The organism is Achromobacter spanius (assembly GCF_039673305.1).
In the GTDB taxonomy this organism is placed as follows: domain Bacteria; phylum Pseudomonadota; class Gammaproteobacteria; order Burkholderiales; family Burkholderiaceae_B; genus Achromobacter; species Achromobacter spanius_F.
On the sequence record NZ_JBDJLJ010000010.1, the window covers coordinates 1 to 22579 of the forward strand.

21 protein-coding genes and 1 pseudogene are annotated in these 22579 nt (G+C 66.3%); 7 read left to right on the top strand and 15 right to left on the bottom strand.

The window, feature by feature from the left end; all coding sequences use genetic code 11:
* Positions 1-231: pseudogene (locus ABE485_RS11060) on the bottom strand (SPOR domain-containing protein); the annotation flags it as partial.
* A gap of 9 nt (positions 232-240) precedes the next feature.
* Positions 241-1926 carry an arginine--tRNA ligase gene (gene argS / locus ABE485_RS11065; protein ID WP_346515348.1) on the bottom strand — a complete coding sequence of 562 codons (1686 nt, stop codon included), beginning with the start codon at positions 1924-1926 and terminating at the stop codon, positions 241-243.
* Between the two features lie 269 nt (positions 1927-2195).
* Between argS and ABE485_RS11070 the strand changes: the two genes are divergently transcribed.
* Together ABE485_RS11070 and ABE485_RS11075 are read left to right on the top strand one after the other, a co-directional pair.
* On the top strand, positions 2196-2543 hold the full coding sequence (locus ABE485_RS11070) for a DUF1840 domain-containing protein (RefSeq protein ID WP_346515349.1): 348 nt from the start codon (positions 2196-2198) through the stop codon (positions 2541-2543).
* Positions 2544-2625: 82 nt separating this feature from the next.
* Positions 2626-2943: a hypothetical protein gene (locus ABE485_RS11075; protein ID WP_346515350.1), complete on the top strand. Its 318-nt coding sequence runs from the start codon at positions 2626-2628 to the stop codon at positions 2941-2943.
* 81 nt (positions 2944-3024) lie between these two features.
* On the opposite strand, the gene ABE485_RS11080 is transcribed toward ABE485_RS11075, so the two are convergent.
* The 6 genes from ABE485_RS11080 to ABE485_RS11105 all read right to left on the bottom strand — a co-directional run bounded on the left by ABE485_RS11080 (position 3025) and on the right by ABE485_RS11105 (position 9146).
* A complete protein-coding gene (locus ABE485_RS11080) occupies positions 3025-3825 on the bottom strand; it encodes a carbohydrate ABC transporter permease (protein ID WP_008160158.1) in 801 nt (266 codons plus the stop codon).
* Complete coding sequence (locus ABE485_RS11085) at positions 3822-4697, bottom strand: carbohydrate ABC transporter permease (RefSeq protein WP_346515351.1); 876 nt, start codon at positions 4695-4697, stop codon at positions 3822-3824. The genes ABE485_RS11080 and ABE485_RS11085 overlap by 4 nt, the downstream gene beginning before the upstream one ends.
* Before the next feature lie 15 nt (positions 4698-4712).
* The gene (locus tag ABE485_RS11090; RefSeq protein ID WP_346515352.1) at positions 4713-6008 is read right to left on the bottom strand and encodes an ABC transporter substrate-binding protein; all 1296 of its coding nucleotides are present in this window, start codon (positions 6006-6008) and stop codon (positions 4713-4715) included.
* Positions 6009-6117: 109 nt separating this feature from the next.
* The gene (locus tag ABE485_RS11095) at positions 6118-7173 is read right to left on the bottom strand and encodes an ABC transporter ATP-binding protein (protein WP_346515353.1); all 1056 of its coding nucleotides are present in this window, start codon (positions 7171-7173) and stop codon (positions 6118-6120) included.
* Between the two features lie 115 nt (positions 7174-7288).
* Complete coding sequence (locus ABE485_RS11100; protein ID WP_346515354.1) at positions 7289-8086, bottom strand: phosphodiesterase; 798 nt, start codon at positions 8084-8086, stop codon at positions 7289-7291.
* Positions 8087-8132: 46 nt separating this feature from the next.
* Positions 8133-9146, bottom strand: a complete 1014-nt coding sequence (locus tag ABE485_RS11105; protein WP_346515355.1) for a LacI family DNA-binding transcriptional regulator — start codon at positions 9144-9146, stop codon at positions 8133-8135.
* A gap of 320 nt (positions 9147-9466) precedes the next feature.
* Between ABE485_RS11105 and ABE485_RS11110 the strand changes: the two genes are divergently transcribed.
* Complete coding sequence (locus tag ABE485_RS11110) at positions 9467-10795, top strand: amidase (RefSeq protein ID WP_346515356.1); 1329 nt, start codon at positions 9467-9469, stop codon at positions 10793-10795.
* A gap of 94 nt (positions 10796-10889) precedes the next feature.
* On the opposite strand, the gene leuA is transcribed toward ABE485_RS11110, so the two are convergent.
* From leuA to ABE485_RS11125, 3 genes are all read right to left on the bottom strand, one after another.
* A complete protein-coding gene (leuA, locus tag ABE485_RS11115) occupies positions 10890-12602 on the bottom strand; it encodes a 2-isopropylmalate synthase (RefSeq protein ID WP_346515357.1) in 1713 nt (570 codons plus the stop codon).
* Between the two features lie 390 nt (positions 12603-12992).
* Positions 12993-13970 carry a tripartite tricarboxylate transporter substrate binding protein gene (locus tag ABE485_RS11120; protein WP_346515358.1) on the bottom strand — a complete coding sequence of 326 codons (978 nt, stop codon included), beginning with the start codon at positions 13968-13970 and terminating at the stop codon, positions 12993-12995.
* A 184-nt stretch (positions 13971-14154) separates the two neighbouring features.
* Positions 14155-14787 carry a hypothetical protein gene (locus tag ABE485_RS11125; protein WP_346515359.1) on the bottom strand — a complete coding sequence of 211 codons (633 nt, stop codon included), beginning with the start codon at positions 14785-14787 and terminating at the stop codon, positions 14155-14157.
* On the opposite strand from ABE485_RS11125, the gene rpoN reads away from it, so the two are divergent.
* Together rpoN and ABE485_RS11135 are read left to right on the top strand one after the other, a co-directional pair.
* Complete coding sequence (gene rpoN / locus ABE485_RS11130) at positions 14786-16231, top strand: RNA polymerase factor sigma-54 (RefSeq protein WP_346515360.1); 1446 nt, start codon at positions 14786-14788, stop codon at positions 16229-16231. The two genes, ABE485_RS11125 and rpoN, sit on opposite strands and share 2 nt — an antisense overlap.
* Before the next feature lie 120 nt (positions 16232-16351).
* Complete coding sequence (locus tag ABE485_RS11135) at positions 16352-16633, top strand: (2Fe-2S)-binding protein (RefSeq protein ID WP_346515361.1); 282 nt, start codon at positions 16352-16354, stop codon at positions 16631-16633.
* Between the two features lie 27 nt (positions 16634-16660).
* On the opposite strand, the gene ABE485_RS11140 is transcribed toward ABE485_RS11135, so the two are convergent.
* On the bottom strand, positions 16661-17527 hold the full coding sequence (locus tag ABE485_RS11140; protein WP_346515489.1) for a LysR substrate-binding domain-containing protein: 867 nt from the start codon (positions 17525-17527) through the stop codon (positions 16661-16663).
* A 131-nt stretch (positions 17528-17658) separates the two neighbouring features.
* Here ABE485_RS11140 and ABE485_RS11145 point away from each other — a divergent pair, with 131 nt between their 5' ends.
* Together ABE485_RS11145 and bfr are read left to right on the top strand one after the other, a co-directional pair.
* Entirely contained in the window at positions 17659-18570 is a 912-nt protein-coding gene (locus ABE485_RS11145; protein WP_346515362.1) for a DMT family transporter, read from the top strand.
* A 365-nt stretch (positions 18571-18935) separates the two neighbouring features.
* Complete coding sequence (bfr, locus tag ABE485_RS11150; protein ID WP_346515363.1) at positions 18936-19412, top strand: bacterioferritin; 477 nt, start codon at positions 18936-18938, stop codon at positions 19410-19412.
* Between the two features lie 83 nt (positions 19413-19495).
* Here the strand turns inward: bfr and ABE485_RS11155 are convergent, their stop codons facing one another.
* From ABE485_RS11155 to ABE485_RS11165, 3 genes are all read right to left on the bottom strand, one after another.
* Positions 19496-20170 carry a hypothetical protein gene (locus tag ABE485_RS11155; protein ID WP_346515364.1) on the bottom strand — a complete coding sequence of 225 codons (675 nt, stop codon included), beginning with the start codon at positions 20168-20170 and terminating at the stop codon, positions 19496-19498.
* Between the two features lie 37 nt (positions 20171-20207).
* On the bottom strand, positions 20208-21815 hold the full coding sequence (locus ABE485_RS11160; protein WP_346515365.1) for a peptide chain release factor 3: 1608 nt from the start codon (positions 21813-21815) through the stop codon (positions 20208-20210).
* 109 nt (positions 21816-21924) lie between these two features.
* Positions 21925-22554: a LysE family translocator gene (locus ABE485_RS11165; protein WP_346515366.1), complete on the bottom strand. Its 630-nt coding sequence runs from the start codon at positions 22552-22554 to the stop codon at positions 21925-21927.
* Positions 22555-22579 lie beyond the last annotated feature (25 nt).

Consider the following 22579-nt stretch of genomic DNA (forward strand, 5'->3'; position numbering starts at 1 on the left):
GTCCCGGCCGTACAGGCCGGCGTTGGGATCCGGCGCCTGGCGCGGATCGGGCAGCTTGCCGGTTTCCCCCTGGCGGCTGGCCCGGTCCACGAAGGGAACGGGCGCCTTGGTGACATAGAACGCGACGACGGCGGCGACGATCAGGCCGATCAGCAGACCGGCCAATGCCCCGTACAGGGTGCTGCCGCTTTCGCCGGACGAACGGCGGGTGGATTTGCGCTTGGTTGCCATGAACCGATGTTACATCCGCTCGGGGGCGGAAACGCCCAACAGCGCCAGGCCGTTGGCCAGCACCTGACGGGTGGTGGCGGCCAGGCGCAGGCGGGCCAGCTTCAGGGCAGCGTCGTCGACCAGGACGCGTTCGGCGTTGTACCAGGCATGGAAATCCGAGGCGCAGTCGCGCAGCCAGAACGCGATGTGATGCGGCGACAGGTCCTGGGCGGCCAGCGCCACCACCTGGGGAAACTCAGCCAGGCGCTGCATCAGCGCGAATTCGGTCGGCGCGGTCAGCAGCGAGGCGTCGGCCTGGTCCACGTCGGCCTGGGGCATGCCCGCGTTGTTGATCACCGAGCAGATGCGCGCGTGCGCGTACTGGATGTAATAGACGGGGTTTTCGTCGCTCTTGGACAGGGCCAGGTCCACGTCGAACACGAACTCGGTGTCGGCGCGGCGCTGGATCAGGAAGTAGCGCACCGCGTCGCGGCCCACCCAGTCGATGAGGTCGCGCATGGTCACGTAGCTGCCGGCGCGCTTGGAGATCTTGACCTCTTCGCCGCCACGCATCACCTTGACCATCTTGTGCAGCACGTAGGACGGGTAGTCCTTCGGGATGCCCTCTTCCAGCGCCTGCAGGCCGGCGCGCACGCGCGCCACGGTGCCGTGGTGGTCGCTGCCCTGGATGTTCACGGCGCGGTGAAAGCCGCGCTCCCATTTGGCCTTGTGGTAGGCCACGTCGGGCACGAAGTAGGTGTAGCCGCCTTCGCTCTTGCGCATGACGCGGTCTTTGTCGTCGCCCGTGCCCAGTTCGGTGGTGCGCAGCCACAGCGCGCCGCCTTCCTCGTAGGTGTGGCCGCCGGCGATCAGCGCCTTGACCGTGGCTTCCACGCGTCCGGACGTGTAGAGCGAGCTTTCCAGGTAGTAATTGTCGAACGCCAGGCCGAAGGCCTGCAGGTCCAGGTCTTGCTCGCGGCGCAGGTAGGCCACGGCGAAGACGCGGATGTCGTCCAGGTTGTCGATGTTGCCGGTGGCGGTGACGGGTTCGCCGTCGGAGGCCTGGAGGGTCTTGCCGGCCTGGAAGTCGCGGGCGATGTCGGCGATGTAGTCGCCCTTGTAGCCGTCGGCCGGCCAGTCGGGGGATTCGGTGGTCAGGCCGCGGGCGCGCGCCTGGACGCTGATGGCCAGGTTATGGATCTGGTTGCCGGCGTCGTTGTAGTAGAACTCGCGGGTGACGTCCCAGCCGCTGGCGTCGTACAGCCGGCACAGGGCATCGCCCAGGGCGGCCTGGCGGGCGTGGCCCACGTGCAGCGGCCCCGTGGGGTTGGCCGACACGAACTCGACCAGGATCTTTTCGCCGCTGCGGGGGGCGCGGCCATACGCGGCGCCCTGTTCGGCCACGGCGGCAATGACCGCCTGGCGCGCGGCGGGGGTGATGCGCAGGTTGATGAACCCGGGGCCCGCCACTTCGGCGCTTTCGACCAGCGCGGCGGCGTCGGGGTTCGCCATGACGGCCTCCACGATGGCCTGGGCCAGTTCGCGGGGATTGCGGCGCGCGGGCTTGGCCAGCTGCATGGCCACGTTGGTGGCGACGTCGCCGTGGGCGGCAACCTTGGGGCGCTCCAGCAGCACATTGGCCTGGGCGTCGGGCAGGCTCTGCGCGACGGCGGCCTGGATCAGGGAGATAAGCTGTTTTTGTTGCTCGAGGAGCATGGGCGTCTGGCGTAGTTCTGAGTGAGTGACTGGGGTGGCGGTCCGGGGTTGCGGCCTGCCGGCTATCCGCGCCGCGCCCGCAGGGCGGTTCGCGCTCCTGGCGGAGGGCGGCCCGGCGGGCTGGCGCGCTCGTGCCGGCTTCTGGGCCGGCGCGGGCCTGCTGTCACGGGAATCCCCTGAATCATAGTTGATTTGAGGGCGCCAGTTGGCATCCCCCGGGCGTTGGGGTAGTGTATGTAAGTAAGGTAATCAATGTGGGAGACCCGAATATGCTGATCACTTTTCACTCCAAGGTCGTGGCCGAAGTCCTGATGCTGACCGACCATGCCGGCGCGCTGCTGCAGGCGGCCGGCAAGCCGGTGGGCGACAAGATCCCCGAGCGCGGCGTATTCACCGTGGAACAGCTCGGACCGGCCATCAGCGGCATCGAGCGCGCGATCGACGAGTACCAGCATGCCCATGACGGCGTCGATGAAGACGACGAAGACAAGGCGCCGGTGGCCCCGATGGCTCGCATGGTGGGGATGAAGGAACGCGCCTTTCCCCTGCTGGACATGATGCGCCAGTCCCAGGCGGCGGGCGCCGAGGTCACCTGGGAGGTCTCGCGGGGCTGGTAGCACTATGTCGCCGGACGGACAATCTGTCCGGCGGTTTTTGCCTACCCTACTCGCCTGACGCCTTCTGACGGAGCCATCCCCCATGCGCAGCGACATCACCATCGTTTTCGACACCCGGCGTTCGCTGGACCTCTCGGCCAGTGTCGAGCCCTCCCCGCAACGCCAGGCCGAAGCCCGCGACTGGTTCGACGGCGCCTGGGAAACCCTGGGCTGCGAACCCCTGCGCCCCAGCGGCAAGGTCCTGCTGCTGGACAAGGTGCTGGGCGTGGCCGACGCGCTCGGCTACGACACCCTGTCCACCGATGAAAAGGAAGCCCGGGAGTTCGCCGAGCACCTGGCCCTGGCGCTGGAGCGTCCGCGCATCACCGTGGATTTGCCGGGGCTCACTGTCGGGTATTGAATTCCCCCGCAAGCCTTTTTCGCATTGAAAAACCCCGCTTTCGCGGGGTTTTTTGTGCGACGCAGCGCATCGCCCGTGCGCCTAGCGGATGCCCGCCCGCATGAACGACTGCACGAACTGGCGCTGGAACAGCAGGAACGCGATGAGGAGCGGCGCCGCCGACATCAGGGTGGCGGCGGTGATCACCGACCAGTCGATGCCCTGGTCGGTGGACGAAAACACCTGCAGGCCCACCGTCAGCGGCCGGGATTCCACCGAGTTCGTGATGATCAGCGGCCACAGGAAGTTGTTCCAGTGGTGGCTGACCGACACCAGGCCGTAGGCCACGTAGATCGGCTTGGCCAGCGGCACGTACACCTTCCAGAGCACCTGCAGGGCATTGGCGCCCTCCATGCGGGCCGCTTCCTCAAGCTCCCGCGGCACCGTCTTGAAGGTCTGGCGCAAGAGGAAGATGCCGAAGGCCGACGCAAAGTACGGCAGGCCGATGGCGAACACCGTGTCGCGCACGCCAAGCTGGCTCATCGACCGGTAGTTCTCCACCAGCAGCACGTCGGGCATGATCATCAGCTGCAGCAACACCAGCATGAAGACGAAGTCGCGGCCGCGGAACTCGAAGCGGGCGAACGCGTATCCGGCCAGCGTGGACAGCACCAACTGCGCGGCCAGCACCATCGTCACCAGCACGAACGTGTTGAGGAAGTAGCGCGGAAACGGCGCCGCGTGCCAGGCGCGCACGAAGTTGTCCAGCGTCAGCGGCGCGAACAGGTCAAAGCGGGTCGCGTAGGCGGGCGGATGGAACGCCGCCCACACGGCATAGGCCAGCGGCAGGATCCATAAGAGGCCCAGCGCCCACGCGCCCAGGGTATCGAGCTTGTCTTTCATTGATAGTGCGTCCTGCGGTCCAGCCAGCGGAATTTGATCAGCGCCGTCAGCGCCAGCACCACCAGCAACACGACGGTCAGCGTCGCGGCGTAAGCCGTGTCCCAGAAGCTGAATCCCACCTGGTAGATGTAGTACAGCAGCAAGGTGCTGGCGTTATCGGGCCCGCCGCGCGTCATGACGACCACGTGGTCGACCAGCCGGAACGCGTTGATCAGGGCGTTGATCAGCACGAACAGCGTGGTGGGCATCAAGAGCGGCCACAGGATGCGGCGGAAGTACTGCCAGCGCGACGCGCCTTCCAGCATGGCCGCTTCGCGCAGCGACGGAGAAACCGTCTGCAGCGCCGCCAGGTAGAAGATCATGAAAAAGCCCGCTTCCTTCCAGACCGTCACCACCATGAGGGCGGGCAGCGCGGTCTCGCGGTTGCCCAGCCAGTTCGGGCCGGGCGAGCCGAACCAGCCCATCACCTGCGCGATCAGGCCGTACTGCGGCGTATAGAAGAACAGCCAGATGTTGGCCACCGCCACCATGGGCAGCACGGTCGGCGTGAAGTACGCCATGCGCAGGAACCCGCGGCCGCGCAGGTTGCGGTTCACCCACAGCGCCATGATCAGCGCGATGCCGATCGACGTGGGGATGGTGCCCAGCGCAAACCAGAGGTTGTTCCACAGCGACTGCCAGAATACGGGGTCGTCGCGCATGACCGCGTAGTTGTCCAGCCCGACGAAGCGGGCCGGACGCGCGCCCTTGGGCGTGGAAAAGAAGCTGTGCCATAGCGTCGCCACCGCCGGGTAATGCGTGAAGGCGGCGAGCAGCACGATGGCTGGCAGCAGAAGCAGCCAGCCATAAAGCGCATTCAAAGAGCGGCTCATCGTGCTTGGGTCGGTTTACTTGTAGGAACGCAGTATGCGGTCGGACTCGCGCTGCGCGTCGGTCAGGGCCTGCTGCGGCGTCTTGGAACCCGTCAAGGCCGCCTGCAGGGCGTCGTTCAGGGTCTTGGTGACGCGCTGGTTTTCATGCGTGGAGAATTCCGCCACGCTGACTTCCAGCTGGTCGCGCGCGACCGCCGCGGCCGGCACTTCCTGCGCGTACTTCTTCATCTTTTCCGTCTGCCAGGCGGCCGGCGTTACGGCGACATAGCCCGTGGCGATGCTCCAGTCGGCCGCGCGTTCCGGCGTGGTGGCCCACTGCGCGAACTTCAGCGCGGCCTGCTGCTGTTCCGGCGTGCCGCTCTTGAAGATGTAGAAGTTGCCGCCGCCGGTGGGGCTGCCGCCGCGCTTTTGCTGCGGCATCATCGCCACGCCGAACGGGAAGTCGGCATTCTTGCGGATGTTGGTCAGGTTGCCGGTGGTGGTCCACACCATGGCGGCCTTCTTTTCCAGGAAGTCCTTGGGCGTGGTGCCCCAGTCGATCGTGCCGGTCGGCATGATCTTGTGCTTGGCCGACAGGTCGCGCCAGAACTGGGCGGCTTCCACCACCGCGGGCTTGTCCAGGTAGACCTCGTTGCCGGCCTCGTTCATCAGGATCGCGCCGTTGGGCGTGGTCAGCGCCTGGAACAGCCAATAGGCGAACGCGCCGCCGGACGGGATCTCGATGCCCCACTGGGTCGTGTTGCCCGAGGCGTCCTGCTTGGTCAGCTTCTTGCCGTAGTCGACCAGCTCGGCCCAGGTCTTGGGAGGCTGCTCCGGGTCCAGTCCGGCGGCCTTGAACAGGTCCTTGTTGTAGTACATGACGATCGTCGAACGCTGGAACGGCACGCCCCAGGTGTGGCCGCCGGTGCGGCTGTTCTGCATGAAGGCGTCATAGAAGCCGCCCAGCCACTTCTTGTCGGCGTCGCTCTTGGCCAGGCCGTCGATCGGGACGATGGCGTCCTCGTCGATCAGCGTGAACATGTCGGTGGACAACAGCACGGCCAGCTGCGGCGGCGTGCCGCCCTTGAGCGCGGTCAGCGCCTTGGCGATCGAGTCCTGGTACGAGCCGGCGTAGATCGGCTTGATCTTGATGTTCGGATTTTCCTTCTGGAAATCCGCCACCATGTCGTCGACGATCTTGGTGATGGGGCCGCCGACGGCGACCGGGTAGTAGAACTCGACCTCGACGGGCTTGTTCTGCGCCTGCACAGGCAGAGAAAGGCAGGCGGCGGCCAGGCTGGCGGCCAGGGTCTTCAGTACGATGCGTCGCATGGTGTGTTTCCTTTTCTGTGGGTGGGGCGTTTTTACCGCCGGGCCGTCCCAAGGTAAAAAGCGCCCCCTCGGGGGGCAGCAAGCCGAAGGCGCAGTGTGGGGGCCATTCCTAGCGCCCGTCGGTGTTGATGACCGCCGAATCGGCGGCAAAAAAATGCTGTTGCCCGTCCGGCCAGGACAGACGCAGCGATTCGCCCGCGCTGGCCCGTAGATGGCCGCCGACCCGCACGGCGACGCCGCTGGTGTCGCCGATGCGGCAAACCACGATGGAGTCCGCGCCGAAGTACTCGACGCTTTCGACGGTGGCGGGGATGCCGTCGCCGTCGATGCGGATGTGTTCGGGACGCACGCCCAGCTTCGCGGCGCCGACGGGCGCGCCCGCGATGGCGGGGCCCTGCGTGCCGGCGATGACCGTGGCGCCCGACTGCGTGCTCAGGTTGATCAGGTTCATGGGCGGCGTGCCGATGAAGCGCGCCGCGAACTCGCTGGCCGGCCGCGCATATAGGCCGTCCGGCGTGTCGTGCTGTTCGATCTGGCCGCCGCGCAGCAGCACCACCTGGTCGGCCATGCTCATGGCCTCGGTCTGGTCGTGCGTGACGTACACCATCGTGATGCCCAGGCTCTGCTGCAGCGCGCGGATCTCGCGCCGCATTTCGTGGCGCAACTGCGCGTCCAGGTTGGACAGCGGCTCGTCCATCAGGCAGACCGGCGCCTCGGAGATCACGGCGCGGCCCAGCGCCACGCGTTGCTGCTGGCCGCCTGACAGTTGCGACGGCTTGCGGTCCAGCAGGTGGCTCAAGCCCAGCAGGCCGGCCACGCGCTGCAGCCGGCGATCGAAATCGCGCGCGGGTTCCTTGCGCACCTTCAGGCCGAACAGGATGTTCTCGCGCACCGACAGGTGGGGAAACAGCGCATACGACTGGAACACCATGGAGATGCGGCGCTTGGCCGGCGGCAGCTGCGTGACGTCGCGGTCGCCGATGCGGATGGTGCCCGAAGTCGGGGTGTCCAGCCCGGCGATCATGCGCAGCGTGGTGGACTTGCCGCAACCGGACGGACCCAGCAGGACCGTGAAGCTGCCGGCCGGGACCGTGAAGCTCACGCCATGGATCGCGGCCGCGCCGCCGTACTGTTTGGTGAGGTTATCCAGAACGATGGATGACATGCTGTCTCGAAGATCTAATTGTTAGATCCGCATTGTTGCCTGTTATGAAAACCTTTTCATTGTGCAGCGCAAACATGACGGATATGTGGCAAAGCAGGGTTTCGTAGTCTAGGACTCACCCAAACGGATATGGGCCGGGGTAATCCCCAATGACGGCGTGATGCGTGACCAGGTTTCCGCCCTTCCACCAATGCAGCTGATAGCCGGGCGGTTCCATGATGTACTGCAGCGTCGGGCGCGGACCCAGCTCGAGCGCGAGCTGGTGGGCCGTGCCGGGACAGGTCGATGCGATCGTGCCGCCAAAGCGCTGGAAGATCGTGCGGTGCAGGTGGCCGCAGAGCACGCGTTCAACGTTGGGATAGCGCGCCACGATGCGTTCCAGTTCCGGCGCGCCGGCCAGCAGGCCGATGTCATCCATGTGCTCGATGCCGGTGAGGAACGGCGGATGGTGCATCAGCACCAGCGTCGGCCGGCCGGGCTGCTCGGCCAGGCGCGCGTCCAGCCAGTCCCGGCGTTCCTGGCACAGTTCGCCGTGGCTCTTCATGGGCACCACCGTGTCCAGCGCCAGCAGGCGCAGCGGATAGGTTTCCACCGCATACTGGATGAAGGGTCCGCTGCCCTGCAGGTAGGCGTGGTCGGGGAAGGCGGCGCGCAGCTGGGCGCGGTCGTCGTGGTTGCCGGGCAGCAGGAAATACGGGATCTCCAGGGCCTGCAGGTGCTCGCGCAGCGTCTGGTATTCGATGGGCTTGCCCAGGTCGGTCAGGTCGCCGGTGATCAGCACGCAGTCGGGCCGGGGCGTCAGGGCATTGAGCGCGCGCACCGCCGGCGCCAGGAACGCGGCCGGGTCGATGATGCCGTAGGCCTTGTCCCCCGGGGTGCGCATGTGCAGGTCTGTAATCTGGGCGATGAGCATGGCGCGTACGAAGCTGGAAGTTGTCGGGAATGGGTAAAGGTGCCGGTTAGCGGCGCACCGATGCCGCGGTGCCGCCCACGACGATGCAATGCGGCAGGCGGTTGGATTGCGGCGGCTGGCCGTGGATCTGCGCCAGCAAGTTGGAACATGCGGTCTGCCCGATGCCGTCGCTGGGCTGGGCAACCGTCGTCAAGGGCGGCGTCAGCAAGGCGCCGAAGCGCATGCCGTCGAATCCGCACACAGAGATGTCGGCGGGCACGGACAGCCCCAGCCCGACCAGGTCCGCGATGACGGCGGTGGCCAGCAGGTCGTTGGAGCAGAACAGCGCCGTAGGGGCCTGCTTGCCGCGCAACGCGGCCTTCAGCGCGTCCACGTCGCTGCCGGTGTGCGAGCTCATCGAGATGTGCTGGATGGGTTCCAGGCCCAGCTTCTTGGCGCAGGCGCGGGCGCCCGTCAGGCGCCGGCGCGCCCGGTCGGAGGCGGTCAGCGGCCCCGTCACCAGCGCGATGCGTTTGTGTCCCATCGCGGCAAGGTGGGCCACCATGTCGCTGGCGGCCGCGCGATTGTCGACCGACGCAAAGGGGTGATCAGCGGACTCGTTGTAGACCAGCACGTAAGGAATGCCGCTGCGGTCCAGGTCGTCCAGCGTTGCGCTTTTGGACACGTCCGCGACCGTGAGGATCAGGCCATCCACCTGGTGGTCTATCAGGCCTTGCACCGCGGCGGATTCCACCGCGGGGTCGTAGCCGGTGGCGGTCAGCATGACGCTGTAGCCCGACTCGCGCGCGCGCCGTTCGGCGCCTTCGAAGCATTCCGCGAACACGGGATTGGACAGCGTCGGCAGGATCAGCCCGATGGTGCGCGTGCTGCCCGAGCGCAGGCTGCGGCCCACCCGGTTGGGCCGGAATCCCGCGCGCTTGGCGACGCTGCGGATGTGCGCCAGCGTGTCCGGATGCACGATCTCCGGCTGGTTGAAGGCGCGTGAAACCGTCGCCGGCGACACGCCGGCCTTGCGAGCCACTTCAATGATGGAAAAGCGGGGCGACGGGCGCGTGGCCATGGGTTTATTGCTGATGGTTTGCTGAAAACGATTTCAGCATACTAGACGAATATGACCTTTGTATTGCACGGGTTTGCGCTATGCTGGTGGCGACGCAACAACACAAAGCCATGGCGCGACGCGTATTTTTTCCCGCAAAAACCAGACGTTTTCAGTGTTTTTCCGGATTGACGCGATGCGCACAATGGCAAGGGTCGGTTTGCTCCGGATTGCGCGGCTGATTGCCGCAATGCAGTATCGGGCACACCCTCGGTCAAGGGGACCGGGTGCGCAGTTTCAGTCCCGCGCGCAGGCGCGGCACCGGTAAAGAGGAAAGGATCATGTCTACTGCCTTGAACAGACTTGGCGCGGTCGAAGCCGTGCGCAAGCTGCAACGGCGCGAATTGACCGCGGTGCAATTGGTGCGCGCCTGCTTTGCGCGCATCGAGCAGCGCGAAAACACCGTTCATGCCTGGACCGCCCTGCAGAAGCAGGCCGCGCTCGACCGCGCCGAAGAACTCGACCGGGGCGCCCTGCGCGGTCCGCTGCATGGTCTGCCCATCGGCGTCAAAGATCTGTTCGACACCGTGGATCTTCCCACCCGCTACGGCTCGCCCATCTACGACCGTCACCGTCCCGGCCTGGACGCCGCCGCGGTGGCGCTGTGCCGCGGCGCGGGCGCCATCGTCATCGGCAAGACGGTCACCACCGAATTCGCCACCTACCAGGCCGGCCCCACGCGCAATCCCCGCAACGAGGCCTACACGCCGGGCGGGTCGTCCAGCGGCTCCGCCGCCGCCGTGGCCGACGACATGGTGCCGTTCGCGCTGGGCTCGCAGACCGCGGGCTCCATCATCCGGCCGGCGTCCTATTGCGGCGTCGTCGGATACAAGCCCACCTTCGGCGGCATTCCGCGGGCCGGCGTCAAAAGCCTGGCGGAATCCCTGGACACCGTGGGCGGATTTGCCCGGTCGGTGCCGGACGTCGCGCTGTTCTCGTCGGTCCTGATGCGCGATTCCCGCATGCTGGACCTGTCCTACGACGACAAGCCGCGCGTGGGCATGTACCGCAGCCTGCAATGGCGCCACGCCCAGCCCGAAACCAAGGAAGCCTTCGCGCAGGCCGCGGCGATACTTTCGCGCGCGGGCGCCAAGGTCGAAGAAGTCCCGCTGCCGCCCGAGCATTGCGTGCTGGTGCAGCTGCATTCGGACATCATGGCGTTCGAGGCTTCGCAGGCGCTGGCCTACGAACGCCTGGAGCATGCCGTGCAGCTCAGCCCCAAGCTCCAGGCCATCCTCGAAGCCGGCGCGCAGATCACCGCCGAACAGCACATCAGCAATCTGGCGCGCGCCACCGAGTCCCGCGCCCGCGTGGATGCCTGGTTCCTGCAGTACGACGTGCTGCTTGCGCCCAGCGCCAGCGGCGAGGCGCCCTTCGCGGACCTGGGCACGGGCGATCCGCAGTTCTCCCGGGCCTGGACGCTGTTCGGCCTGCCCTGCCTGAACCTGCCCTTCGCAACGGGTCCGCAAGGCCTGCCCGTGGGCCTGCAGCTGGTTGGCCCACGCCACCAGGACCACCGCACGCTGGCGATCGCCGCCTGGGTCCATGCGCGTCTCCTGGCCGCCAACGCGCCGGATATCGGCGCCTCCGACATGTGGCCGCGCGGCTGAGCAGACCAGGTTCTGCGCAGCGCCAAAACAAAAGCCCGCCGGATAAGGCGGGCTTTGTTTTCGCCCTTTTGGGGCGTTCAGGCCGTTACGCGGATCACGCGGTTTCGGCGGCTTCCTGTTCGGTGGCGGTCACGGCGCCCGAATTGATGTGGCGGTTCACGGCGCTGAGCACGGCCTGGAAGGATGCCGTGACGATGTCGCGGTCGATGCCCACGCCGAAGCCGGTGCTGGATTCGCCGACGCGCAGTTCGACGTAGGACGCGGCGCGCGTGCCGGTGCCGGTGCCGATGGCGTGCTCGTGGTAGTCCATGATGCGCACCGGAATGTCCAGCGCGGCCACGAAGGCGGAAATGGCGCCGTCGCCCTTGCCGCTTACGACGCGGCGTTCGCCGTTGTATTCGAGCTCGGCTTCGATGCTGAAATGCTGGCCTTCGCCGGCCGACGGATTGCCGTCGATGCGGTGGCGGATCAGCTTCCACGGCGCCTTCTGCTCAAGGTATTCGCTGCTGAAGATCGTGTGCACGTCGTCCGCGGTGACTTCGCGGCCGGTCTCGTCGGTGACGCGCTGGATGGCGCGGCTGAATTCGATCTGCAGGCGGCGCGGCAACACCAGGCCGTGTTCCTGTTCCAGCAGGTACGACACGCCGCCCTTGCCCGACTGGCTGTTCACGCGGATCACGGCGTCATAGCTGCGGCCGAGATCGGCGGGGTCGATCGGCAGGTACGGCACTTCCCAGACGGCGTCGGGCTGCTGCAGGGCGAAGCCCTTCTTGATCGCGTCCTGGTGCGAACCGGAGAACGCCGTGAAGACGAGATCGCCGGCGTACGGGTGGCGCGGGTGCACGGGAAGCTGGTTGCAATATTCCGCGCAGCGGCGCACTTCGTCGATGTCCGAGAAGTCCAGGCCCGGATGCACGCCTTGCGTGTACAGGTTCAAGGCCAACGTGACGAGGTCGACGTTGCCGGTGCGTTCGCCGCTGCCGAACAGGCAGCCTTCGATGCGGTCGGCGCCGGCCATCACGGCGAATTCGGCGGCGGCAACGGCGGTGCCGCGGTCGTTATGCGGGTGCACGCTGAGTACGATGCTGTCGCGGCGCGCCAGGTTCTTGTGCATCCATTCGATCTGGTCTGCGTACAGATTGGGGCTGGTGGCCTCGATCGTGGCGGGCAGGTTCAGCACCATCTTGTGGTCCGGCGTGGGCTGCCAGACGTCGGCGACGGCGTCGGAGACTTCAAGCGCGAATTCGGGTTCGGTCGTGCTGAAGACTTCGGGCGAGTATTCGTAGCTCCACTTGGTTTCGGGGCGCTGCGACGTGTATTGCTTGATGAGGCGCGTGCCGGTGGTGGCGATGTTCTTGATCTCGTCCTTGGACATGTTGAACACGACCTTGCGGAAGGCCGGCGCGCACGCGTTGTACATGTGGACGATGGCCTGCCTGGCGCCCGCGGCGGCTTCGACCGTGCGGCTGATCAGGTCTTCGCGCGATTGCGTCAGCACGATGATGGTCACGTCTTCGGGAATGCGCTTTTCGTCGATGAGCTTGCGCACGAAGTCGAAGTCGGTCTGCGACGCCGACGGGAAGCCCACTTCGATTTCCTTGAAGCCGATCTTCACGAGTTGCTCGAAGAAGCGGACCTTGCGTTCCACGCTCATCGGCTCGATCAGCGCCTGGTTGCCGTCGCGCAAGTCCGTGCTCATCCAGATCGGCGCCTTGGTGATGCGGCGGCTGGGCCAGGTGCGTTCGGAGAAGTCGCGGGTAAAGGGCGCGAAGGGGACGTATTTGGTGGCGGGGTTGGCAAGCATCATTACTACACCTCGATCGGTTTCTTTTGAATCCCGGAGCGCGTTGCGCTTGGCGGCATTGCAGCCGGATGGCGGCCTTGTGCCAGGGTTTGCCGGGATAGTCCGGCAGGATTCAGAGATAAAAGGGGGAAATCGCGTGTGGCAAGCGTGGCTGCCGAGCTACCACGGGGACACTAGGCCCGGCAACCGATCGGTAGCAATAGCGATAGCGCGAAGGAGGAACGAGCGCGCAGGCCGGCGACCGGAGCGGCGGAGCGTCCGGTGGCAATCGCGAAGGGGGTGCGGTGAGCGGCCATAGGTTGCTAGTCAAACATACTTTTTCTGGAAGCGCAAACGGAAAAAGCAAGGGACGGATCAATCCCCCGCTTTCCCCGGTTGCGCCGGCAGGTCCGCCTATTGCGTCTGCATGTGGCCGTTTTTCACCACTTTTCCAAGGCGTTCGCGTTCATTCACCGTGAATTCAACGAAGCTTGCGCGCGAGCCGCCGCCCGGCTCGATGCTGCTCTGACGCAAGGCGTCCTGCACTTCGCGCGTGTGCAGCGATTCCTCGACCGCCGCGTTCATCTTGTCCAGCACGTCGGCGGGCGTGCCGGTGGGCGCGAACAAGCCGGCCCAATGGCCGATGCGGATGGCCGGGAAGCCTTGTTCGGCCGTGGTGGGGATGTCAGGGGCGCTGGCCATGCGCTTGTCCCAGGTGGTTGCCAGGGCCTTGAGCTTGCCGCTCTGGACGAGCGGCAGCGTCACGATGCTGGCTTCGGACGTGGCGTCGACCTGGTTGCCGATCACGGCGGTCACGCCTTCCGAGCCGCTCTTGTAGGCAATGGGCTCGACCGGCAGGCCGGTCGCCTCCTTGGTCATTTCGGCCACGAAATGCGGCGTGCTGCCGTTGCCCGCGGTGGAAAAGGTGATGCGGTCGGTCTTGCGCTGCTGCGCGCGCTGCACGAAGTCCTTCAGGTCCTTGGCGGGATTGGACCGGCTGGCCACGATGACCGAAGGCGTGATCGTCAGGAGCGCGACCGGGGTCAGTTCTTCGTCCTTGTACGGCTGGTCCGAGCGGATGAGGCTGTTGGTGACGGTGCCGTTGCTGCCGACCAGGTATGTGTAGCCGTCGGCGGCGCTGCGCGCGACATGGGCGGCGCCCACCGCGCCGCCCGCGCCCGGTCGGTTTTCGACGATGACGGGCTGGTTCAGCGTCGTGCCGACCGCTTTCGCGAGAAGACGGGCCACGAGGTCATTGGCGCCGCCCGCGCTGAACGGGGCGACAAAGGTGATCGGCTTGTCGGGCCATGCGGCCAGGGCCGGCGCGGCGGCGAAGGCGGCCGAACAGGCCACCAGCAATCCGGCGGCGTGCCGGACGGGGATGCGGAACATGCGTACAACTCCAGGAACTGGCCGCGCATCCGGCAGGTCTCGGCTGCCGTTGGGTGTTATGGGTTGTCTCTGCGCGGCTGGCGGTTGCGCGAGCCTGGAGGGCCAGTATAGGACGGGCCTGCTGGCAAGGGACTGAAACGAAAAGGCCGCCTTGCGGCGGCCTGTAGCGGATGGGGGCGAGCGCCTAGCGGGCAGGACCGATTCGGGGTTCCACGTAGCGGTCGGCGCGCGTTTCGCCACGGACCGAAGGCCGGTCGTCGTCGCGCGGATCGCGGGAGGGACGATTGGCGGCCGGTTCCAGGATGCGGGCCTGTTCGGCCACCATCTCGATCTTGCCGATGCGGTTGTGGCGCAATTCAGACAGCGAGCGGCGCAGGTCGCCCACCGTGAAGGGTTCCTGGCGGTCGCCCCAGGTCCAGCGCAGCACGCCCAGGGATTCCTCGGACAGGTTCGGCGCCAGTTCCGCCAGCACGTCCGTGCCCACGGGGGTCGCGGCGCCGGAGGCCAGGCTGGCGTAGAACCAGGCGCGCACCAGGAAGAAGACGATCAGCGACCAGATGCCGGCAACCACCCACCAGATATAGGGATTGACCTTCTGCGCCATGTCCATGGTCGGCTGACCCAGGGTGTGCAGGAAGTCGTAGTTCATGCGCTTGCCGAAATCGAGTAGCCAGGAGGCCACCAGATACCAGACGACGAGGGCCACGGCGATGACGATCGCACGCAAAACGAGTCGGGGAAGCGCCAATTTGAGCAGGGTCTGGCCGATGAGTCGGCAGTCCTGGCGAACGCTTGCGGGCGAAGTCAGATTCATCATGCAAAATATTGTACCTATGACCCGTCCAATTTTAGAACTGCGACCTGGCCAGCACCTGACGCTGACCCCACAGCTACAGCAATCGATACGATTGTTGCAGCTGTCCACGCTCGACCTGGAAGCCGAGATCTCGCAAGTGCTTGCGGAAAATCCCCTGCTGGACCGGGAGGACGAGTCGCCGTCGGCCGAGGCGCAGGCCGAGTCCGAGCGCGAATCCTCCGTGCAGGATGACGAGCCGGCCGCCGAGCGCGAGACGCCCGCCGACGAGATGCCCGGGTCGGGCGGCGTGTATCCCGACGACGATTCCAGCCTGCCCGAGGCGGCGCGGCCGGATACCCTGCGCGAACACCTGCTGGGGCAGCTCGCGCTGACGCGCGCCGCCCCGCGCGACGCGGCGCTGGCATCGCTGCTGATCGACGAACTGGACGAAAACGGCTACCTGGGGTCGCCGCTTGAGGAAATCCTGGGCTGGCTGCCCGCCGAAATGGAGCCGGACCTCGACGAACTGCGCGCGGCGCTGTCCCTGTTGCAGTCGTTCGACCCGGTGGGCATCGGCGCGCGCGGCATGGCCGAATGCCTGCAGCTGCAACTGCGCAATCCGGACACCTCGCGGCTGCCCGAAGCCGCGGATCCCACCGTGCTCGCCTGTGCAAGGCGGATCTGCGCGGAACATCTGCCGTTGCTTGCCACCGGCAACGCCGCGCGCCTGTGCGCGGCGGTGGGTTGCGACGAAGCCACGTTCCGGGCGGCGCACTCCCTGATCCTGCGGCTGGAGCCCCGCCCGGGGCGCGCCTGGACCGTCCCCGCGGCGGAATATGCCGTGCCCGACGTCATCGTGCGCAAGACGCGGCGCGGCTGGCAGGCCACCCTCAACAGCGCCGCGGTGCCGCGCCTGCAGATCAACGGGCTGTACGCTCAGATGCTGGGCAACCAGAAAGAGTCCGCCCACGCGGGCCTGCAAGCTCAGCTGCAGCAGGCCAAATGGATGATCCGGAATGTGGAGCAGCGCTTCGACACAATCCTGCGGGTGTCGCAGGCCATCGTCGAGCGCCAGACCGCCTTCTTCAGCCAAGGCCCGGCGGCCATGCGACCGCTGATCCTGAAGGACATCGCGGGCGAACTCGGCCTGCACGAATCCACCATTTCACGCGCCACAACGCAGAAGTACATGCTCACTCCGTTTGGCACGCTGGAGCTCAAGCGCTTCTTCGGGGCGGGGGTGTCGACCGAAGGCGGGGACGCCACCTCGGCCACCGCGGTGCAGACCTACATCCGCCAGATGGTGGCCGACGAAAACCGGGCAAAGCCGCTGTCGGACAGCCAGATCATGCAAAAACTGGCCGATCAGGGGATAGTGATCGCGCGCCGGACGGTGGCAAAGTACCGCGAAGCGCTTCGCATTGCCCCGGCGGCGCTGCGCAAGGCCCAGGCTTCGGCACGCTGAATTAGGGACGCACTCCGCGAAATTTGTCCCTGTTTTCAAGGGTTTGCGTGACAAATCCGTTGCAAATTTATTTGCGCGGAGGGCTTGTCAGGGCACGAATATTTTTCGATAATCATTCGCATGTACATTTGCGTATGTAATGCCATCACCGAACGCCAAGTCCGCGCCAGCGTGGACGGAGGCGCGACGACCCTGTCCGACCTGCAATTCGAGCTGGGCGTGGCCACGTGCTGCGGCTGCTGCGCGGCAACCGCCGCCGAATACCTGCCGGGCGGCCGCTGCTCCAGCGTTTGCGACGTCCGCTCCATCGCCGTTCCGGTCAATGCTCCGCCCGCCATGGTCGAATCGGGAACGCCTGCCGCGAACAGCAGCTTCCCGATCCCGCTGGTCGCTATCGCCTGAGTATTGGTGTCCCTTTCCGGCTCGCTGTCAGCTTGCGGCGAGCCGCGTCGTTTCCTTCTCGCAAAAATCCCTGATCGCCAGCGCCAGCTGACGCGCCCCGTCGCGCGCGGAACCGGCCACGCATAGCGCCAGTTCCGACGGCGGCACGGCCGGCAGGCCCACGTCCAGGATCCTGTGGCCGGGCGCGATGCAGCGCCGTTCCAGCAGGGCGATGCCCAACCCTCCCGCCAGCGCGGCCTGCACGCCAGCCAGGTTCGGGCTTTCGTACGCGATGCGCCAGCGCCGGCCGGCGGACTCCAGCGCGTGGATCGCGCGATTGCGGTAGATGCACCCTTGCGGAAACGCCACCAGCGGCACGGGCGCGTCCGCCGTGAGCGGAACCGGGACGGTCGCGCTGCCCAGCCAATGCAGCCGTTCCGGCCAGGAGGCCAGCGCCGCACCCGCGCCAGGCTCCCGCTTGAGGAGCGCGACGTCCAGGTCCCCGCGTTCCAGGCTCCGTGTCAGGACCGAGGTGAGGTCGCAGCGCACCGACAATTGGACCCCCGGGCGGGCTTGGGCGAATGCGGCAACCACGCCGGTCAGCGTGTCCACCGCGAAATCGTCGGGGATGCCCAGCCGGATCACGTCGACGCGCTTGCGACCGCTGACCGCTTCCCTGACTTCAGTGGAAAGCGCCAGCATCCTGCGCGCATAGCCCAGCAGGCGCTCGCCTTCCTCGGTCAGCTGGACCTGGCGCCCCTCGCGCAGGAACAGCGGGCATTCCAGCGTGTCTTCAAGCTTGCGGATCTGCTGGCTGACGGTGGACTGGCTGCGGTGGACGCGTTCGCCCGCAGCGGTAAAGCCGCCGGCGTCCACCACCGACACAAAGCTGTGCAAAAGATCGAGATCGAGCATGGCGGCCTCGCTAGCCATTTGGTTTTCAAATACTTTCGATCCGAATAAAGAGTTTGTCAATGGATGGGCCGGCGAGGAGAATCACCTCATCCCGCCGCCCCAGCGGCTGCCGTCCTCTCGCCGGATCCTCCATGAAGGCTATTTCGACCCCCGTTGCCGCCCTGCCGGCGAATGACGCCCCGGGCATCAGCCTGGCGCCCATCGCCGCATTCTGCTTCCTGTGGAGTTCGGCGTTCGCAGCCGCCAAGATCGCGGTGCGCGACTGTCCGCCGCTGACCCTTCTTACCATCCGCTTCCTGATTGCCGGCGCGCTGATGCTGGGTGTGGCGGCGGCCAGCGGCCGCTGGAAACTGCCCGCCGGCCGGGATCTGGCGTCCCTCATCCTGCTGGGGGTGCTGAACAATGCGCTCTACCTGGGCCTGAGCTGGTCGGGCATGACCACCGTGTCGTCGGCCTTCACCGCCGTGCTCATCAGCACCAATCCGCTGCTCATCGGCGTGCTGGCCGGGCCGGTACTGGGCGAGCGGCTGAGCTGGCGCAAGCTGCTGGGCCTGTGCATGGGACTGGCCGGTGTGGCCCTGGTGCTGCGGTCGCGCCTGTCGGGCATGCAGGAGGACCTGCATGGCACGCTGCTCGTGACCGGCGGCCTGGTGGCGCTGGTGGCCGGCACGCTGCTCTACAAGCGCCTGAAACCCGCATCGGGACTTTGGACCTCGACGGGCATACAGTCGCTGGCCGGCGCGGTGGCGCTGCTGCCTTTCGCGCTGTCCAGCGAGAGCATCGGCGATGCGCAATTCACGGCCAGCCTGTTCTGGAGCATGGCCTACATGATCGTCGCGGTGTCCATGGGCGGCTATTACCTGTGGTTCATGATTCTTGGCCGCGCCAGCGCCACGACGGCCAGCGCGCTGCATTTCCTGATGCCGCCGCTGGGCCTGCTGTTTGGCTGGGTCATCCTGCGCGAACCCGTCACATGGCTGGACCTGCTGGGCATCGTTCCCATCGCGTTCGGGATCTGGCTTGCGACCCGGCGGGCGGAATGAGCGGCCGAGGGAATCAGGTTGCCGATATGCAACGAGACTGCGTGGCGTGGTCCACGCCCGTATTCGGCTGATGCGTGCGCGCCTGCGGCGCGCGCGTGGTTGCAAGCAATCGGCGGTTTCATCGCGACCGCTGGCCCGCAAGCCGCGCGAACACTACGCCCCGCATGCAAGGCATCAAGCATGCATACTCATTCTCATTAGCTTGTCGCTTTCTTGTTGCGCTCCTAAAGCCGTTTACCAAATGGAGCGCAAGGCTAGGCGCGGCCCCGCGCCAGATGGTAGTCTGCCTGGGTTGCGTACGCGCGGCATCGTGCGCTCCTTTGTCGCGATGCGCTCGCGTCGCGCCTGACTGCAAGGAGTCCATCATGAAAGGCGACAAAACCGTCATCCAGTTCCTGAACAAGCAACTGACCAACGAACTGACGGCCATCAACCAGTATTTCCTGCATGCCCGCATGCTGAACCATTGGGGCTTCGACAAGCTGGGCAAGCACGAGTACGAAGAATCCATCGGCGAAATGAAGCATGCGGATCGCCTGATCGCCCGCATCTTCATGCTGGACGGCCTGCCCAACCTGCAAGACCTGCACAAGCTGCTGATCGGCGAAGACGTGCCCGAGCTGCTGGCCTGTGACCTGAAGCTGGAACAAGCTGCCCAGGGCACCGTCAAGGAAGCCATCGCCCATTGCGAATCGGTGCGCGACTACGTCTCGCGCGATCTGTTCCAGGACATCCTGGACGACACCGAAGAACACATCGACTATCTGGAAACCCAGATCGACCTGATCGACAAGGTCGGCATCCAGAATTACCTGCAAAGCCAGATGTCCGTGCCCGAATAAGGCGCGCTGGCAGCAAAAGAAATGGCGCCCCTGGGGCGCCATTTTTCATGCGGCAAACCTGCGCGCGGGCAGGCAGCGCAGGCTTACTGCGGGCGGGCCGGGCATTCGGCCATGGTGCCCCAGGCGCGGTTGGGCGCGCAGTACTTGTTGCGCGCGTTCCAGGAGCACGAAGGACGTTCGAAGAAGCCCTGCGTGGCGCACTGGGCCAGTTCGCGCTTGAGCGCGTCCTGCCAGCCGGGAGCGCCGGCCGCCGGCGCGGTGTTGGGCGGCGGAGGCGGCGCCTGCACCATTTGCGGCGTGCCGTAGCTGCCGCCCGCGGCCACGCCGCCGTTGATCGCCGTGGACGTGCCGGGAACCTGGAGATCCAGCGTGCTGACGTCGGAGGTGCCCGCCGGCAGCGGCACCTGAGACGCGGCGGCGATTTCGCGCGCCTGCTCGGAGCTGATGCGTTCGCGGGAGATCTGGACGGCGGGATCGCTCACCGTGTCGAACAGCGAGACCGTATTGACCTGCCATTCGCGGTCGGCCGGCTTGTCGGGCACGCCGAGCGTGCCGTCGATGCGCGGCTGCGGAGGCTGCGCGACGTACGGACGCCCGTTGGCGTCCAGGACGGGCTGCTGCGAAGCGGACGCGTCCTGCCCGGGAGCAGGCGCCGCGGCCGGCGCATGCGCCACCAGCCAGTCACCCAGTTGAATACCGCCCCAGGCCGACGCGCCAAGCGCGATCAGGAGCGTTGCGAATAAAAAACGCCAAGACATTGCTACCCTCAATCTGCCGTGCGGAACCCGAACGGGTCTACGCTTTGTCTCCGAAAACCTTGCCACCGTGCTCGCGCATGGCATGGAATTTCACGTCGGGATACAGTTCCTCGGCGACGCGCAATTGCGCGGGAGAACCGATCAAAAACGCCGCAGCATCGACCACATCATAGGCGATATGGGCGGCATTGGCATCCATGAACTTGCGCAGCGCCTTGGGGTTTTCAGACGTAATCCAACGTGCCATTGTGTAGCGCGACGGCAGCATGCGGGCATCCACGCCGTACTCGGTCTTGAGCCGGTGGGCCACCACCTCGAACTGCAGCTGGCCGACCGCGCCCAGCAGGAGCGAGCCGCCGGCGGCTTCGGGGCGGAACACCTGGATGGCCCCTTCCTCGCCCAATTGGGTGAGGCCGGTGCGCAGCTGCTTCGTGCGCAGCGGATCCTTCACTTCGACGGCCTGGAACAATTCCGGCGCGAAGAACGGCAGGCCGGTGAATTGCAGCGTTTCGCCTTCGGTCAGCACGTCGCCCAACTGCAGCACGCCGTGGTTGGGAATGCCGATGACGTCGCCGGCATAGGCCTCGTCCAGCAGCTCGCGCCGCTGCGACAGGAACGACACCACGTTGTTGGGGCGCATTTCCTTGTTGGTGCGCGCTACCTTCAGGCGCATGCCGCGCTCGAAGCGGCCCGAGCTCACGCGAACGAATGCGACGCGGTCGCGGTGCGCCGGGTCCATGTTGGCCTGCACCTTGAACACGACGCCGGTGAACTTGGGTTCCTCGGGCTGAACTTCGCGCTGCAGGGCGGTGCGCGGCCCGGGAGGCGGCGCCTGTTCGACCAGGGCGTCCAGCACTTCCTGCACGCCGAAGTTGTTGATGGCAGAGCCGAAGAACACGGGCGTCTGCTTGCCGGCCAGGAACTGGTCGCGGTCGAAGGCGGGCGCGGCTTCGTTGATGAGTTCGATTTCGCCGTTGGCCTGGTCGAACGCCGATCCGAAGCGCTTCGCGATCTCGGGGTTGGACAGGCCTTCGATGATGTCGTCGTTGTCGGAGCGGCGCTCCTGGCCGGGGCGGAACACGCGCATGCGGTCGCGGCGGATGTCGAACACGCCGCCAAACGCCTTGCCCATGCCCACCGGCCACGAGAACGGCACGGCATCCATGCCCAGGTGACCCTCGATTTCCGACAGCAGCTCCAGCGGTTCACGCACTTCGCGGTCCATCTTGTTGATGAACGTGATGATGGGCGTGTTGCGCGCGCGGCAAACCTGCAAGAGGCGGATGGTCTGCGGCTCGACGCCGTTGGCGGCGTCGATCACCATCAGCGCGGCGTCGACCGCCGTCAGTACCCGGTAGGTATCTTCCGAGAAGTCCTGGTGGCCCGGGGTGTCGAGCAGGTTGATGACGCAGTCGCGGTATTCCATCTGCATCACGGAGGACGCCACGGAAATGCCGCGCTGCTTTTCGATTTCCATCCAGTCGGACGAGGCGTGGCGCGACGCCTTGCGCGCCTTGACGCTGCCGGCGATCTGGATCGCGCCTGCGAACAGCAGCAGTTTTTCCGTCAGCGTGGTCTTGCCCGCGTCAGGGTGGGAAATGATGGCGAACGTACGGCGCCGTGCGACTTCGTTGGGGATGCTCATGATCGGAGGATTCTACTTAACGCCGCATTGGAGGCCGGCGCGGTCCGGTATCGTGCATGAAAACATGTGGGGCACGCGCCGTTGCCGGCGCATGCCCCACGCTTCAGGTTCAGGAATGGCGGCGGAACGTCGCCAGGAACACGCCAGCCAGGATGAACAGCGAACCAAAGGTCCGGTTCATCCAGCGGATGTGCTTGGCGTCGCGCAGGAGGCGCAGCACGCGCGCCGCCAGCAGCGTATAGACGCCCATGGCCACCAGGTCGGTGAACGCCAGCGTGGCCGCCAGCGCCGCATACTGCTGCGTCAGCGCAAGCGCGGGGTCCACGAACTGCGGCACCACGGCCAGCAGGAACACCGTGCCCTTGGGGTTCATGGTGTTGATCAGGAAGCCGCGCATGACCAATTCACGGATGGAGGCCTGCCTGGGATCGCCGGCATCCACCGCGACCGGCGCGGCGTCTGTGCGGATCTGGCGCACGCCCAGGTAGATCAGGTAGGCCACGCCCAGGTACTTGACCACGTTGAAGGCCATTTCGGACGTCGCCAGCACGGCGCCCAACCCCACGGCGACCACGACAAACTGGAACAGGATGCCCAGGATCAGGCCCGCCGTGTTCCAGTAGCCGCGCGCAAAGCCGTATTTCAGGCCGGACGACATGGCCGAGATCGCGCCCGCCCCGGGAGAGAACGAAATGGCCCAGGAGGCCAGGAAGAACGTCAACCAGGTGGATAAGGGCATGATGGCGCGGGTCCGTCGATCGCAG